This is a genomic window from Chryseobacterium sp. JK1, from assembly GCF_050632815.1.
Lineage (GTDB): Bacteria > Bacteroidota > Bacteroidia > Flavobacteriales > Weeksellaceae > Chryseobacterium.
This window is the reverse complement of sequence record NZ_JBODRU010000002.1, coordinates 357,108-373,967: the sequence shown is the minus strand read 5'-3', so window position 1 is coordinate 373,967 and position 16,860 is coordinate 357,108. Positions and strand designations below refer to the sequence as shown.

General features: G+C 37.3%; 14 protein-coding genes. 9 read left to right on the top strand and 5 right to left on the bottom strand.

Going from position 1 to position 16,860, the window contains the following annotated elements:
- The first annotated feature begins 26 nt into the window (after window positions 1-26).
- From ACQ76T_RS14720 to ACQ76T_RS14710, 3 genes are all read left to right on the top strand, one after another.
- Window positions 27-710, top strand: a complete 684-nt coding sequence (locus ACQ76T_RS14720) for a uroporphyrinogen-III synthase (protein WP_431344053.1) — start codon at window positions 27-29, stop codon at window positions 708-710.
- 45 nt (window positions 711-755) lie between these two features.
- Window positions 756-1,787: a uroporphyrinogen decarboxylase gene (gene hemE / locus ACQ76T_RS14715; protein WP_431344052.1), complete on the top strand. Its 1,032-nt coding sequence runs from the start codon at window positions 756-758 to the stop codon at window positions 1,785-1,787.
- A 122-nt stretch (window positions 1,788-1,909) separates the two neighbouring features.
- Entirely contained in the window at window positions 1,910-2,035 is a 126-nt protein-coding gene (locus ACQ76T_RS14710) for a GNAT family acetyltransferase (protein ID WP_431344051.1), read from the top strand.
- Window positions 2,036-2,091: 56 nt separating this feature from the next.
- Here ACQ76T_RS14710 and ACQ76T_RS14705 read toward each other — a convergent pair whose 3' ends face one another.
- The 5 genes from ACQ76T_RS14705 to ACQ76T_RS14685 all read right to left on the bottom strand — a co-directional run bounded on the left by ACQ76T_RS14705 (window position 2,092) and on the right by ACQ76T_RS14685 (window position 8,110).
- On the bottom strand, window positions 2,092-3,312 hold the full coding sequence (locus ACQ76T_RS14705; protein WP_431344050.1) for an aminotransferase class V-fold PLP-dependent enzyme: 1,221 nt from the start codon (window positions 3,310-3,312) through the stop codon (window positions 2,092-2,094).
- A gap of 264 nt (window positions 3,313-3,576) precedes the next feature.
- Window positions 3,577-4,221, bottom strand: a complete 645-nt coding sequence (locus ACQ76T_RS14700; RefSeq protein WP_431344049.1) for a 50S ribosomal protein L25/general stress protein Ctc — start codon at window positions 4,219-4,221, stop codon at window positions 3,577-3,579.
- A gap of 56 nt (window positions 4,222-4,277) precedes the next feature.
- Entirely contained in the window at window positions 4,278-5,216 is a 939-nt protein-coding gene (locus tag ACQ76T_RS14695; RefSeq protein ID WP_431344048.1) for a ribose-phosphate pyrophosphokinase, read from the bottom strand.
- Window positions 5,217-5,301: 85 nt separating this feature from the next.
- Window positions 5,302-6,864, bottom strand: a complete 1,563-nt coding sequence (locus tag ACQ76T_RS14690; protein ID WP_431344047.1) for a G-D-S-L family lipolytic protein — start codon at window positions 6,862-6,864, stop codon at window positions 5,302-5,304.
- A gap of 10 nt (window positions 6,865-6,874) precedes the next feature.
- On the bottom strand, window positions 6,875-8,110 hold the full coding sequence (locus ACQ76T_RS14685) for an OmpP1/FadL family transporter (protein ID WP_431344046.1): 1,236 nt from the start codon (window positions 8,108-8,110) through the stop codon (window positions 6,875-6,877).
- A 464-nt stretch (window positions 8,111-8,574) separates the two neighbouring features.
- Between ACQ76T_RS14685 and ACQ76T_RS14680 the strand changes: the two genes are divergently transcribed.
- The 6 genes from ACQ76T_RS14680 (at window position 8,575) to ACQ76T_RS14655 (ending at window position 16,812) form a co-directional block, all read left to right on the top strand.
- Entirely contained in the window at window positions 8,575-9,966 is a 1,392-nt protein-coding gene (locus ACQ76T_RS14680; RefSeq protein WP_431344045.1) for a PSP1 domain-containing protein, read from the top strand.
- Window positions 9,959-10,456, top strand: a complete 498-nt coding sequence (locus ACQ76T_RS14675; protein ID WP_431344044.1) for a gliding motility lipoprotein GldH — start codon at window positions 9,959-9,961, stop codon at window positions 10,454-10,456. The genes ACQ76T_RS14680 and ACQ76T_RS14675 overlap by 8 nt, the downstream gene beginning before the upstream one ends.
- Window positions 10,425-12,803 (top strand): transglycosylase domain-containing protein, encoded by a 2,379-nt coding sequence (locus ACQ76T_RS14670; protein ID WP_431344043.1) that lies wholly within the window; start codon window positions 10,425-10,427, stop codon window positions 12,801-12,803. Before ACQ76T_RS14675 ends, ACQ76T_RS14670 begins: the two co-directional genes overlap by 32 nt.
- A 75-nt stretch (window positions 12,804-12,878) precedes the next feature.
- Window positions 12,879-14,420, top strand: coding sequence for a protein adenylyltransferase SelO (locus ACQ76T_RS14665; protein ID WP_431344042.1), 1,542 nt, complete (start codon window positions 12,879-12,881; stop codon window positions 14,418-14,420).
- 82 nt (window positions 14,421-14,502) lie between these two features.
- The gene (locus tag ACQ76T_RS14660) at window positions 14,503-15,459 is read left to right on the top strand and encodes a choice-of-anchor J domain-containing protein (RefSeq protein WP_431344041.1); all 957 of its coding nucleotides are present in this window, start codon (window positions 14,503-14,505) and stop codon (window positions 15,457-15,459) included.
- Window positions 15,460-15,534: 75 nt separating this feature from the next.
- The gene (locus ACQ76T_RS14655) at window positions 15,535-16,812 is read left to right on the top strand and encodes a DUF6080 domain-containing protein (protein WP_431344040.1); all 1,278 of its coding nucleotides are present in this window, start codon (window positions 15,535-15,537) and stop codon (window positions 16,810-16,812) included.
- Window positions 16,813-16,860 lie beyond the last annotated feature (48 nt).

Here is a 16,860-nt window from a genome sequence, read left to right as displayed (position 1 = left end):
TTTTCATTTTCTCACCTTATACAGACATGAAAATCTTATTTACCAAAAATATAGACCAAAACATTATATCCAAAGAATTAGGAGAGGATATTCTGGTTGACTGTGTTGAGGTAATTAAGACCAAACCTATTCTGATCAGCCCTTTTGAGCTGAAAAATTATTCCCTGATTTTTACCAGCGTAAATGGTGTGGCGGCTTTTTTCAAAAATAGATTTAAGCCCAATGAAAATTTTACGGCTAAAAATTATAATAAGATTTACTGTGTAGGAGAAAAAACGAAAAGAGCGTTGAGAAAATTTGGTTTCGGAACTTTTAAGGTTTTGAAAAATGCAGAAACGCTTTCCAGGTTTATTATCGGAAACTGCCAGCACGAGCAATTTCTTCATTTCTGCGGCAACCTGGCCATCAATGTTCTGGACAAGGATTTACCTTTACAAAACATAAAGTATAAAAAGATTACCATATATAATACAGAGGAAATCAACCCTTTAATACCTGAAAAATATCATGCTGCAGTATTTTTTAGTCCGAGCGGAGTTCGTAGTTTTGCAAGGCGAAATTCTTTGGATAATATGAAGCTTTTTTCGATTGGGGAAACCACTTCTTCCGAGTTGAGAAATTATACTCAGGAAAAAATTTTTACATCCGAAGGAAATACGCTGACTTCCATATTTGAGTTATTAAAAAAAGAAATCGGAAGTCCAATGTAGAATATCTTTTACCGATAGAAACGGTAATATTAGTTTAAATAGATTATGATTAAAAACGACCTATATTTAAAAGCACTTCGCGGAGAAACCGTTGAAAGACCTCCTGTCTGGATGATGAGGCAGGCTGGAAGATATCTGCCGGAATTCATTGCTTTAAGAGACCAGTATGATTTCTTCACAAGATGTCAGACTCCTGAACTTGCTGCTGAAATTACCTTACAGCCAATCCGTAGATTTCCGTTGGATGCTGCGATTCTGTTTTCTGATATCTTGGTAGTTCCACAGGCAATGGGGATCGATTTCAAAATGAAAGAATCTGTAGGCCCTTGGCTGGATACTCCTATCAGAACAATGGAACAGGTTCAAAACATTGAAACTCCGGATGTGAATGATACTTTAGGCTACGTTTTTGATGCTATTGAACTGACTCTTCAGAAACTGGACAATGATATTCCATTGATTGGTTTTGCAGGTTCACCATGGACGATCTTATGCTATTGCGTAGAAGGAAAAGGAAGTAAGGCATTTGATATAGCAAAATCTTTCTGTTTCCAACAGCCTGAAGCAGCTCATTTATTATTACAGAAAATCACTGATACTACGATTTCTTATTTAAAGAGAAAAGTAGAAAAAGGAGTTTCTGCCGTGCAGGTATTTGATTCTTGGGGAGGAATGCTTTCTCCAACAGATTATCAGGAATTCTCATGGCAGTACATCAACCAGATTGTTGAAGCATTGAGCCCTCTTACTCACGTAGTGGTATTTGGAAAAGGATGCTGGTTTGCATTGGAAGATATGACAATGTCTAAAGCCTCTGCTCTAGGAGTTGACTGGACCATTAAACCAGAATTCGCAAGAGCATTAACCAATCACACCATGACGCTACAGGGGAACTTCGATCCTGCAAGATTGCACTCAACTCCTGAAACAATAAAGAAAATGGTGAATGAGATGATCAACCGCTTTGGAAAAGACAGATATATTGCCAATCTAGGACATGGAATTTTACCGAATGTCCCTGTAGAGAATGCAGAAGCTTTCATCAGAGCAGTAGTTGACTGGAAACCAAATTTATAAGATCTTTTCTTTTAAAAATAGACAAGCCTTGTTATCAATTAACAAGGCTTTTTCCGTTAACTTTTCCAGCAATCTTATATTTATTTCTTTATCTTTGATTATTAACACCTTAAATCATTATTATGAAAAAACTAAGCAAAGAAAAATTGAAAACCATTGTAGCAGGAGGAGAAATCTGCCTGGAATGTGCTCTTGGATACTACCAGGTTATCATCAACGGCCGATGCTATTGTATTCCAATGGATTAATAAAAAAAGCAGCGATAAAGCTGCTTTTCAATTTATATAATAAGTATCGTTATTGATTAACTTAACATTCTCTGAGCTTTCTTAACTCCTTCTACCAATGCATCAATCTCTTCGAAAGTATTATACACCGCAAAGCTGGCTCTCACCGTTCCTGCAATATTAAAGAAATTCATGATAGGCTGGGTACAATGGTGCCCCGTTCTTACAGCAATCCCTAATTTATCCAGGATCATCCCTACATCCGAAGCAATACCTACTCCTTCAAGATTGAAAGAAACCACTCCGGTTCTATTGGCTTTCTCACCATAAATTTTAATCCCTTCAATTTCCAGCAATTGTCTTTGTGCATATTCCAAAAGAGCATTTTCATGATTCTGAATATTTTGATGTCCCACTGCATTCATGAAATCTATGGCAGCTCCTAAAGCAATATTCCCTCCTACATTGGGTGTTCCTGCTTCATATTTAAAAGGAAGCCCTGCATAAGTTGTCCCTTCAAAAGAACAGGTTGCGATCATCTCTCCTCCACCATGGAAAGGAGGCAACGCTTCAAGTATTTCACGTTTTCCATATAGAATACCTGTTCCCATTGGTGCATACATTTTATGGCCTGAAAAAACAAAGAAATCACAATCCATTTTCTGTACATCTATATTGAAATGAGGTGCAGACTGAGCTCCGTCTATCACAACATAAGCATCAGTATTTTTTCTTGTTTTTGCAATAATCTCATCAATAGGATTAACAATCCCCAATGCATTGGAAACCTGATTTACAGAAACGACTTTTGTTTTTTCGCTTAAAAACTGATCAAACTGATCCAGTTGAAGGATCCCGTTCTCATCAATAGGGATAACGCGAAGTTTGGCTCCGGTTCTTTCACAAAGCATCTGCCATGGAACGATATTGGAATGGTGTTCCAGATAAGAGATAATGATCTCATCATCTTTTTGCAGTTTCTGTGTTAAAATATAAGCAATAAGGTTCAACCCTTCTGTTGTTCCTTTTGTAAAAATAACTTCAAAATCATGTTCAGCATTGATGAATTTCTGGATCTTTTTTCTTGAAAGCTCCATTTCTTCTGTTGCTAACTGGCTTAATGTATGAATTCCTCTGTGAACATTGGCATTAAGCTCTGTATAATATGCGTGACAGACTTCTAAAACCGAATTTGGCTTTTGCGACGTGGCTGCATTATCCAGGTAAACCAAAGGCTTACCATTCACTTCTCTGTCCAATATAGAAAACTGGCTTCTTATTTCCTGAATGTCAAACATTTATTTATTTTTTAAATTAAAACGTTCTTATTTAGAACACTTCAAATTTACGGCTTTTTTTCTGAAAGGAAGCATTAGGAAGGAAGGTGATCCCTCTCTGTTGATAGAAATATTCGATTGTAAAGGGTAAAGAAAGTTGATGATCAATAAAATACTGGGAAAAGCACAGTCGGGATCTGCAATTCAACAGATTAAGTCCTGTTTTTTTCCATAAAAAAACCCGCCAAAAAATGACGGGTTTTGATATTTTTAAATAAGTAATTCTTATTCTGCTGCAGATTCTGCTGCTTCTGGAGCTGCACCTTCTTCAGTTGCAACTTCTTCTTCATCTTCATCATCTTCCATTGCTGCACCACCTTTCATTGCATTTCTAGACATCTTAACAGCTACAACAACTGCATTGTCAGGGTGTACGAAAGAATATCCTTCTGTCTTGATTCCTCCTACATAAAGTTTGTTTCCGATTCTCAATGGAGTAACGTCAACAACGATTTCGTCAGGTAAGTTAGCAGGAATAGCTTTTACTTTTAACTTTCTGAAAGACTGACGTAAAACACCACCAGCTACAACACCTTTTGAACGTCCTGTAATTCTTACTGGAACTTCCATCACAACTGGCTTGTCATCAGATAACTGATAGAAGTCAATGTGAAGAATTTTGTCAGTAATTGGGTGAAACTGAATATCCTGAAGAACAGCTGGAATTGTTTTTCCGTCAACCTCAATAGATACCGTGTGTGCTTCAGGAGTGTAAACTAATCCTTTGAAAGCTTTCTCTTCAGCAGAGAAGTTTAAAGGTGTTTCACCTCCATAAACAACACAAGGAACTAATTCAGCATCACGTAAAGCTTTTGTAGACTTTTTGCCCACGCTTTCTCTTTTTGTACCTTGAATTGTAATAGATTTCATTTATAAAAATTTAAAAAATTGTTCTTAATATTAATTCGCAAACGACTAAAAATCAATTAAATAACAAACTTGCTGCTAATTGATTTGTGCTCATGAACCATTGTCATAACATCCGCAAATAACGGGGCGCAAGATAGCACTTTTATTTTAGATGACAAATTATTTTTAACAGGAATTGAGTCAGTTACAATAACTTCCAAAAGTTTTGAGTTCTCAATATTCTCATAAGCCTTTCCTGAAAGTACTCCATGAGTTGCCATCGCTCTTACGGTTTTTGCTCCTTTTTCAATAAGGATATCTGCAGCTTTACAAAGTGTACCTGCAGTATCAATCATATCATCAATAAGGATTACATTTTTACCAGTTACATCTCCGATAAGGAACATTTCTTCTACAACATTTGCTTTTTTTCTCTCCTTGTAAGCAATTACAACTTCAGCACCAATGTGACCGGCGTAATTTTTTGCTCTTTTTGCACCTCCCATATCCGGAGAAGCAATAGTAAGGTTATCAAGATTTAAAGATCTGATATAATCTACAAAAATAGAAGAAGCATAAAGGTGATCAACCGGAATTTCAAAGAATCCTTGAATTTGATCTGCATGAAGATCCATTGTCATGATTCTTGTTGCTCCTGCTGCTGTAAGAAGGTTAGCAACAAGTTTAGCACCGATCGGCGCTCTTGGTTTGTCTTTTCTGTCCTGTCTGGCAAGTCCGAAGTAAGGAATTACAACGGTAATGCTCTTTGCAGAAGCTCTTTTTGCTGCATCAATCATTAGAAGAAGTTCTAAAAGATTGTCTGCAGGAGGGAACGTAGATCCGATTAGGAAAACTCTTCCTCCTCTTACAGATTCATCCAAAACAGGTTCAAATTCCCCGTCGCTGAACTCCTGAAAGTTGATTTTTCCTAATTCTTTCCCATAATTCTGGGCAATTTTCTCTGCCAAGTCCCTGCTGGTTCTTGTACAAAATAAATAACTTAACTGATCGGCCATTTTTACTTTTTAAAAGATTTTGCAAATTTAAAAAAAAACCACAAGATTTACTCCTGTGGTTTCTAAGTTTTTATTTTATCAATTATTAAGGGAATTTAACTCCTGAATATTTGTTAGGATCTACCTGCGGAAGTGTAGATTTGTATTTAGCATTGATTGATTTAATAAATTCATTAGCAACAATACCATATCCACGTCCTGTAAGGTGAACTCCATCAAGAGAGAAAGCTCCTCCTGTAACGAACTTGGCTGTGTATTTTACGCCATCAAACAAAATTCCTGACTGTCCGTTCAGCTCAACCATTTTGGCATTAGCATCTACGAATGCCAATCCATACGCGTCTGCAAGTGATTTTATAGAACCATTATAAGCATCTATTGCCGTTTTCACATATCCTGCTTCTGTTTTTGTAAGCACATGTTGGTTCTGCAACGGATAAGAAATTCCGTAAACATTTACCGGTGCAGGAATATTTGGGGCATTAGTCCCAATTAAAGAACTTGAGGTCAAAAGGATGTAATCATCTTTCGTAGCCTGTCTTGCCTGCCCGAAGATTTGTCCAAAAGCAGTAGCAGTTGCTAAGCCCAAAGACGGAGTCAAGGCAGCAGTAAGCTGAGCGGAAAGATCTGTTAGAGCAACATCTTTTATTAATACAGGATTTGAAGCAGTAGAAGAAAGTAAATTAATTCTATCTCCTGCGCCAAAAGCAGTAAGTGCCTGCTTCAATGGCCCATATAAACTTGTATTAAGAGTTGTCAGATTAGCCCCTAATAAAGCTGGTGTCAAAGGATTGTATGGCACTGTTGTAAAGTAAGGAACAGAAGTCACATAAGGAATATTGGCAATAACTCCTTTTGTTGTTCCTACACTTTTAAGATTATCAAGAATTCCTTTAATAGAACCCGCTACTACTGTCGGATCCGAAATATCATTCATCTTATAGGTAGCAGGATTCATATTTCCTGTCTGTACTGTAGCTGTAGTATAAGTTGTTGTTGTTCCTACGGTCTGAGAGTTTGTGCCACCATTGGTTGCATATAACAATACGTCGTTATTTCCAATCCAAAGGGAGAAGAATGTTGGTTTCTGAATTTTAACATCATCTATAACACTCGCTGTTGCTGAAGATGCAAATCTCGCAAAGTAAGGATTAGCTGTTCCTAATGAAATACCTGCCTTGTCACCATAGTTTGGGGCAAGCAAATGATATGATTTAGCTCCCGGCACTCCCATATTCTGATAAGGTCTGCCTGCAGAAACATCATCTAAAGCCGCAGCAGGACTGCTTGGAACCGGAGTTAAAGATCCATTAACCAGCTGAAGCGTCAGTTTTCCTGAGAAACCAGGAATACCCGTAAATCCTCCTATATCATTAGGCATTAAAGGCTGCTTAAAAGCTCCTCCTCCGGCTAATTTCATTTGTCCAGCAATCATGCTTGGATAAGATTCATTTTGTCCACTGCTATATAATGCTCCGTCACGATATCCTGAAGTAAGGGAATTTCCCAGTGCAACATATGTTGTAAAGTCTGCTTCCCCTTTGGTTACCGGAATATCTTTTACGTCAGTATCGAAATCTGTTTTACAGCTTGTTACAGTAAAAAGAAGTGCAGAAACAGCAATTGTTGATATTATAATTTTTTTCATAGTCTTTCAATTAAAAAGGGTTATAAGATACACCTAGGCCAAAGTAGAATGCTCTCGCTTTCGCCTGTCCGTAAAATCCTAGGGCAGCATTATTTACATCTCTGTATTTAGGCATTGCATAACCTCCCGCAATATCAACTCCAAACTTTTTCAGTTTAAATCCTACCCCACCCGTAACGACAAAAGTATCAAATGAAGGCGTTTCAGGAATAAAGTTTTCATTACTGTAAGGAGACTCATCATAATAGGCTCCTAAACGTCCATAGATCATATTGGTAAATGCATATTGAGTTCCCAATCTGAATGTTTTACTATTTCTGAAGTTTTTAGGACTTACAAGAACTGTTGGATCTGCCTGATTTCCGATAGGAGCATTCTGGAAATCCAATACAAGCTTGCTGTATCTTTCCCATCCGTGATAGTTGAAGTCAGCAGAAACCTGCCATTTCGGAGTGAATTTATATGTCAAACCGATGGTATATTCTTCAACAAGCGGAAGTGTTGCAGAGAAGCCATCCTGACCTGCTGCATTTAATTTTAGCTGAGAGTAAATTGCCTGTGAAGGAAACTGGAATGAAGCCGTTCCATTTTTAGCTTTCATATCTACCGGTGAGCGGTAAGCAATACTCACATCTAATTTTGGATCAGGTCTGAAATAGAAACCGAACCCATATCCATGACCACTTGCTTTTGTATCTTTAATATTAACCTGTCCTCCGAATTGAGTTACTCCTTTATCCCAGTCTACAATACCTCTTGCATAGATGTAGCTTGCTCCAAAAGCTAACCATGGAGCCAACTTTACGGAAACCATAGGCTGGAAATAGAAACTTTTCAGTTCTAATTTCTGAACCATTTCTTTGCCTTCCCAGTTTTCTGGCCATTGGATTGTGCTTCCAAAAGGTGTTGTTACACTAAGACCTACAGTTAATTTTTCTATTGGTCTATAAGTAACCGCAGCATAGAAAGGAGTTCCCAGTGGGTTATCCGTTGATGTACTGTTTAAAGTATTCAGATTTTGAAAAGTAATTTTATTACTTGCACCAAACCCTCCAGCCGCTATACTCAGCTTAGAAGGGATAAATGACATACCCGCAGGGTTAAAGAATGTCACACTCGCATCTTCGGCATGAGCACTAGTATGCGCCATTGCCAATTGTTTTACCCCTTGCAGAGAAACCCTGAAGCCTCCTGCGTAAGATAGAACACCAGCTAATAAAGCAGTTGATACTAATATTTTTTTCATAGACTATTATTATATAACCCAAATATAAAATTATTTTGAATACCTCTGTTAACATTTGCCAATATTTTAAACAATATACCTAAAGAAAACTATGTTTAAAATAATACCTAAGGGAAAATATACCATAAAATAAACAATATTAAATATTTAAATAAACAGAAAAAATCAATTAATACAAGTGTTTAATATTAAACACTTGTTTAACAAAATCAATTCGGATTAAAAAAGGGATTACAAAGAGTGAGAATTAGTAAAGTGTTAAATTTTATCAATTGTTTAATAAAATTAATAAATATTATCCTCCTCTTAAAGGCTACAAAACCCAACAACACAATTAACAACTGATTAACAGTCTATTATACGAAATACAGAAATGTTTTATCCTGAATTCAGGTTATTTAAGTATTTTAGAATTGCATAAAGATAAAAATACATAAATTTGCAAGATTATAAATAATAGTAATATGAGTTGTGGATGTAAAACATCCGGCGATTCTGCACATTCTTGTGGTCCTAAAAAAACCGCAAATGGCTGTGAAAATGTAAATACCTGCGGGAATAGTTATAAATTAAGTGTTTTTGACTGGCTTTCTAACATCAACAATCCGGCACCAAACAGGTGTGATTTTGTAGAAGTTAGGTTTAAAAATGACAGGAAATCGTTTTATAAGAATGTTAACAACATTCCTTTACATATAGGTAGTGTAATTACAGTAGAATCTAGTCCGGGACACGATGTAGGCGTAGTAAGCCTTACGGGAGAATTAGTAAAGATTCAGATGAAAAAGAAGAAATTTTCTGAAGAATCTGCCCTTAAAATATATAGACAGGCCAATCCAAAAGACCTTGAGGTATGGCAGGAAGTAAGAAAAAAAGAGGACGGAGTAAAGCTTGAAGCAAGAAAAATCGCTCAAAGAATTGGTCTTGAAATGAAGGTTACTGATGTGGAATATCAGGGAGATGCATCAAAGATCACCTTCTACTACACAGCAGAAAACAGAGTGGATTTCAGACAGTTAATTAAAGATTACGCTGGTGCTTTCAGAACGAAAATCGATATGAAGCAGATCGGTTTCAGACAGGAAGCTGCCAAAGTAGGAGGAATTGGATCTTGTGGACGTGAGCTTTGCTGTTCAACATGGCTTACAGACTTCAGATCGGTAAATACCAACGTAGCAAGATACCAGCAGCTGAGTATCAACCCACAAAAACTGGCAGGACAGTGCGGTAAACTAAAATGTTGCCTCAACTATGAACTGGACAGTTATCTGGATGCGCTAAGCGACTTCCCTTCTTCTTCAACTACTTTAGAAACAGAAAAAGGAAAGGCATTCTGTATTAAGATTGACGTTTTCAAAAAGAAAATGTGGTTTGCTTACGTTGACAGTTCTATTGCTTGGTACGATTTTGATATCGATCTTGTTAAAAAACTGATTGCCAAGAACAAGAGAGGAGAAAGAACACTTCCTCTTGAAGATCTGAAGCAACCTGATTCCCCACAGCAAAGCATTGACCTGATCCAGGAAAATAATGTGGACCGTTTCGAAAAGAAAAACAGAGGGAACAGAAACAGAAACAATCAGAATAAGCCCAACCCGAACAACCAACAACAAGGACAAGGACAGGGACAGGGACCAAAGAAAAGCAGACCGGAAAGACAAGAAAGGCCTGAAAAATCTGATAATCCTAATGCCCATTCCGGAAATCAGCCTAAACAGCAAAAACAACATCCGCAGCAGAAAGTTGCTGCAGAAAAAACGAATGCTGGTTCTGATGCTGAAAAAAACCCTCAGAGTAACCCGAACAAGAAAAAATTTAAAAAGAAATATCCTCCAAAAAAAGATAAAAATGCGTAATATTTTAGGATTATTTTCCCTTATCCTTTTCTTTAGCTGCAACTCTTCCTCGGGAGGAGAAGTCATCATGAATTCCGTTAACAACAAGTGGAATAAGAAAAGTGAACAAAAATTTAATCTTGAAATAGCAGACCCGCAAAATCCTAAAAATATTATATTTGTCGTAAGAAACAACAACAATTATCCTTACAGCAATATAAGGTTTATTGTCAATTTCACCAATCTTCAGAACAAGAAAAAGGAAACCGATACATTGAATTATGTATTGGCAAAACCTAACGGAGAGTGGCTTGGTACAGGTTTTGGTGACACGAAGGAAACATTGTTTCAGTATAAATTAAATTACACATTCCCAGAGAAAGGTAAGTATGAAATAAGCCTTCTACAGGCCATGAGAAATGACAACCTTCCTGGAATTGAAGATATTGGAGTAAAAATAGAAACCGTAACCATCAATAATGGAACAGAACAAAAAAAACGCGGAAAATAGGGGAAAAACATTTCCTTTACCTCCCAAAAAAAAGAAAAACACCTCCTGGAGAAAATGGGTTTCATTTATCTGGATTGGATTCATTGCGGTCGTTTTGGGGATTTCAGGACTTTTCTTTGCCGTTTCTCAAGGTTTTCTTGGGGAAATGCCAGATGTAAAAGAACTTGAAAACCCGGATATTTATGTGGCATCAGAAATCTATTCTTCAGATGGCAAGCTTTTGGGTAAGTTCGAAAAAGAGAAAACCCAACCTATTGCTTATAAAGACCTGCCTCCTTTTTTAGTTTATGCATTACAAGCTAAAGAAGATGAACGCTTTAAGGAACATTCAGGAATCGACCTACAATCTGTCGCCAGAGCTGTAGTATTTGGTGGTGGCCGTGGTGGTGGATCTACTATTACCCAACAGTTGGCAAAATTACTCTTTACGGGAAAAAGAGCTGACAATAAAATTAAAGCTGTTTTTCAAAAGCTTAAAGAATGGGTTGTGGCTGTAAGTCTTGAAAAGAGATATACAAAAGAAGAAATTGTAACACTGTATTTCAATAAGTTTGACTTCCTATACAACGCAAACGGTATTGAAATGGCTTCCAAGATATACTTTAATAAAAAAACATCTGAGCTTACTCTACCTGAAGCAACAATGTTTGTTGCCATGCTTGAAAATCCGGTTAAAAATAACCCGATGAGAAATCCGGAAAGAGCAAAAACAAGAAGAGACGTTGTTTTGGATCAAATGCTAAAAACAGGTTATATAGATCAGGCTACGTTTGATAAAGCAGCTGCTACACCTATTACATTAGATTATCATCCAATCAAAAATATCAATGATGATTACTCTGCTTATTACAAGTTTTATTTAAGAAAAGAGATCGATAAATATCTTGAGGCCAATGAAAAAGAAACCGGCAAGAAACTTAACTTATACAAAGACGGTTTAAAAATATATGTTACTCTTGATTCCAAAATGCAGAAATATGCTGAGGATGCAATCAAAGAACACTTAACGGATCTTCAAAAAAGATTTGACGCAGAACAGAGAGGAAGAAGCAACAGACCTTTCTACTATCTTACCAATAAGCAAATCAATGATGTAATGACACAGGCAATGAAAAGAACCGGCCGTTACAAACAATTGAAAGCTGCAGGAGTTTCTGAAGACTCTATCTTAATGGAATTCCATAAACCGATCAAAACTTCAAGATTTACTTGGAACGGTGAGGAAGAAGTTGAAATGTCTCCATGGGATTCTATCAGATACCACAAGCAAATTGCACAGGCAGGTTTAATGTCTATGGTTCCGGGAACCGGAGAGATCAAAGCTTGGGTAGGAGGTATAGACTGGCAGCACTTCCAGTACGACCACATCAAGCAAGGTAAGAGACAGGTAGGATCTACCTTCAAACCTTTCGTATATGCAACTGCTATTATGAAACTGGGAATGACGCCTTGTTCTACTGTTTCTAACGGAACATACGACCATAACGGATGGCATGTACCAGGAAGAGGAGGAATGCTTACTTTAAAAGATGCATTGGCAAACTCTCAAAACCCCGTTGCGGCAAGACTTATTGAAATGACAGGCGTAGATGCCGTTATTCAAACAGCAAGAGATCTGGGAGTAACAGAAGACATTCCTAGAAACAACACCATCGCATTAGGTTCATCAGATATTACAATTTATGAAATGCTTGGTGCCTACAGTACTTTTGCCAACTATGGTAACCACAACAAACCGGAAATGATCTGGAGAATTGAAGATGCCAACGGAAGAGTAATCAAGGAAGTAAATGTAGAGCCTAAGGAAGTAATGAACCCAATGTATGCTTACACCATGATTGAACTGATGAAAGGTGTAGCACAATACGGAACCGCTTCCGGTGAACTTGGAAGAAGAGGAATCTCTAAAGCGGTAGAAATAGCAGCTAAAACAGGTACTACACAGAACAACTCTGACGGATGGTTTATGGGAATCACACCAAAACTGGCAACCGGAGCATGGGTTGGATGGGAAGACAGAGCGACCCACTTCTTCGGTACAGGAGAAGGACAGGGTGCGAGAATGGCACTCCCAATCTGGGCTATCTTTATGAAGAAGGTATGGGCAGACAAGAGTTTAGGAATAACCCCTGATGATAAGTTTGTAAAACCTTCAGACTGGAAAGATGGCTGTTCAAACCTTAAAGGATTAAGTGGCGGATACGGAGATGACGGAAGTCTTCAAACAATTGATGAGATCAAGAATCCAAGACCTTCAGATCCTACCCCTAAGAAACCTACAGAAAAGAAAGAGGACAACATCAACGAAAATCTCCACTCCAATGATGAAGTAGATTTTAATAAATAAATTCTCTTTTAGAAATACACAAGACCTTTCAATAATTTGGAAGGTCTTTTCTTTTATAATGTCTACCTTTGATCTATGAATATCGAACGTATCAGACAACCTTTTATTAAGGAATTTCCCGGAGATTTTTCTAACAACACTATGCAGAGAAATACTCCGAAGGTTTTATTTGCCACCGTTAAACCTGCCGGCTTTGATCATCCTAAACTGATCGCTTTTAATGAAGCTCTTTCCGAAGAAATAGGACTGGGAAAATACGAAGATAAAGACCTTGATTTTCTCGTGGGAAATCACCTTCCTGAAAATGTTCAGACCTATGCAACAGCCTACGCAGGACATCAGTTCGGAAACTGGGCAGGGCAGCTTGGAGACGGCAGAGCAATTCTCGCCGGGGAAATCATCAATGATGCAGGGAAGAAAACCGAAATACAATGGAAGGGAGCCGGAGCAACTCCTTATTCCAGACACGCAGATGGAAGGGCCGTACTCAGATCTTCAGTAAGAGAATACCTCATGAGTGAAGCGATGCATCATTTAGGAGTTCCTACAACAAGAGCTCTTAGCTTAGCTTTTACAGGAGAAAATGTTATTCGTGACATTATGTATAGCGGAAATCCTCAGTTTGAAAAAGGAGCCGTTGTGATAAGAACAGCTGAAAGCTTTCTCCGTTTTGGTCATTTTGAACTGATGTCTTCCCAAAGAGAATATAACAGCCTACAAGAACTTGCTGATTTTACGATTGAAAATTACTATCCGGAAATAACATCATCCGATACTCAGAAGTATAAAGACTTTTTCGAGAACATATGTACCCGCACGGCAAATCTTATGGTGGAATGGTTCAGAGTTGGTTTTGTACACGGCGTAATGAATACGGATAACATGTCCGTCCTTGGTCTTACCATTGATTATGGGCCGTATTCTATGATGGATGAGTATGATCTGAACTTCACTCCCAATACAACAGACCTTCCAGGCAGAAGATATGCCTTTGGAAAGCAGGGACAGATTTCACAATGGAACCTTTGGCAACTCGCCAATGCTCTTCATCCGCTGATTAAAGATGAAAAATTTTTAGAAGAGACCCTGAATAAATATGGTACCTATTTCTGGGAGGCCCATGACACAATGCTTGGCAGAAAATTTGGATTTGACAGTTTATTAAAAGCCGACGAAGACTTCTTTACCAACTGGCAAGGCCTAATGCAGGAATTACAGCTGGACTATACTTTATTTTTTAATCAATTGGAAAAGATAACATCAGACACTGATATTCAGGAACATTTTAAAGACACTTCTTACACTATTCTGAATGAAGAAAAAGCAGGAAAACTAAAAGACTTTATCAAAAAGTACGAATCCAGACTAAGTTTAAATACAATTTCAAGAAAAGAATCATTAAACATAATGAAAAAAAACAATCCAAAATTTACACTCAGAAATTATCTTCTTTACGAATGCATTGAAGAGATTAATCAGGGTAAGATAGAAATGCTGGATAAACTCACAGAAGCACTAAAGTCTCCTTACCATGAGCTTTTCCCAGAGTTCTCAACCAAAAGACCTCCTAATTATGATGACACTGCAGGATGTTCTACTCTTTCCTGCAGTTCGTGAATAAATATCACAATTAAAGACATTTCATTGAACAATTTGTATCATATTAGATATTTTCACTAATTTTAGAAAAATCTTTAACATGAAAAAAATTATACTGTCTTTAGGATTATTATTGGGAACAATTGCGCACTCCCAAACAGTATTGCTCGATGAGGGCTTTGAAACGTATTCCAATTTCATTAAAACAGGAATCGGAAGCTGGCAGACACTTGATTTAGATGGCTTGAACACCTACACAGGTGGAGGCCCAACAGTTGGCGGAGTAACATCCAACTCTTGGACCGCTAACTGGCTTAATGCAGGTACTCCAATGGCATTCCAAATCTTCACTCCTTCTGCTTCTAATGTTGTTAACAATCTAACGGTAATTGCTACAGATGATGAGATAAGAAACTTTACGCCTCACGGAGGACAAAAATTTGCAGCTTCATGGGCAGGTGTTCCCAGTGCATTAGTAACAGCAAATAACGACTGGCTGATTAGCCCTGCGGTAACACTTGGTGCCTCTTCCAACACCTTAACATTTTGGGTAAAAGCCCTATCTCCAGGCTTTACAGAAAGTTATAAAGTAGGAGTTTATACAGGAAGCGGTACCCCGACATCTGCTGCCAACTTCACCATCATTTCGGGAGCTACTGCAAGAATTGCCCCTTATGAAGCATGGCAACAGGTAACCCTGAATCTTGATGCATATGCAGGACAAACTGTAAAAATTGGTTTCCAGTATATGTCGTCTGATCAATATCTGTTTATGTTGGATGATGTAAAAATTACTACAGCTGCAACTCTTTCTACGAACGAGGTTGCAAAAACAAAATCAGCCGTAAGTCTTTATCCTAATCCAACTAAAGGTGAGATTAATATCAAAACAGATAAGAAAGTAAAATCAACCTCTATTGTTGACATGTCTGGGAAAACGATCAATACCAGTAACTCTGAAAAGGCAGACATTTCGTCTTTACCAAAAGGAACATATCTTCTGAAAGTAGACTTCGCTGACGGAACATCTACAACGGAAAAAGTAATCAAGCAATAACACCTGTTATATAATCTTCATAAAAACCACCAGCTTTGGTGGTTTTTTATTTTACTTTTGCAAAAAATTCCAAACGTGTCTTTTATCAAAACTAAATTCATTCATTTTTTAAGGTTGATTTTTCCTTCATCTTATACTGAATTGGCAGTCTTTATGTGCTTCATCATCTGCTATGGGATATTGGGATCGTATATAGCCATCCATTACAGGATTATATTCGACAGCAGAATTCCCTGGGATGCTTACTTCAGTTTTGACAACAAATCGATCCTGATGACCGGAGGAAGTTTTGAAAGACATCCCCTATCCTATTATTTTTTCAACTGGATCAGGGAGTTTTCATTGTTGGTTTCAGGTGGAAAAATGGATGCTAATTTTAGGCTTACTCTTGCATGGCTAAGCAATATTGTCATTACCCTCAATATCCTGCAGGTTTTTAAATATCTGAAAAATATTATCCGGCTGCCGTTGAAACTAAGCCTTCTGATTATTTTGTTTTTCGGCCTCTTTTCAACCAACATCATTCTGTCTTTTACCCCGGAAAATTTCACTTACACTCTTTTCCTTCTCAGTCTTTATAATCATTATGCCGCTATAAAACTTAGAGAAGAGAAGAAAACACCAGCACTTGCATTGTCTTTCGCTGCGGTAAGTATCGGGGGGCTCACCATTACCAATTTTATTAAAGTTTTTATTCCCATACTCTTTGAAAAAGGTCTTTTTACAAGCTGGAAGAAACTAGGAAACGCAGCATTAAGAGTAACTTTGGCCGCAGCCTGTTTTGTTCTTCTTTACTTGAACAGAATTGATTTCAAATACCAAAATATATTCTCCAAAACCAACCAACAGTATGAAAAATTTTCCAATGTAGAATCGATGCCTACTTGGGACATGATCACTTCTTTCTTTTTTGGAGGAAATATTCTCTTTCCCGGATTTGTGATATCCGACAAACACAATATGAAAGGTTTTGATTTCAAAGGCCTGTATATGGTTGTTTATTCATCACCCCTTTCTTACATTTTTGTAGCAGGACTACTCTTCCTCATAAGTTGGAGTTATCTTAAAAATTTTAAAAACAAATGGGTACAGGTCATCATGATTTCATTTTTCATTGACGTTATCATTCATTGCATAATGAGATTTGGACTCCACACTTCTTACATATACGGCGGACACTTTGTTTTCATTTATCCCATTATAATCGGATGGCTTTTTTATGCTTACAGATCATCCCCAAAAATTCTATTTGTTTTAACATTATCTTTCACATTATTAACATTTTATCTACTTTGCAACAATATATTCCGGATGTCAGAATTCTTCTGGTTTTTGGAAACTTATTACCAATAAAAAAGCGGAGAAATTTCTCCGCTTTTCTTTTTATTTTATGTAAAAAAC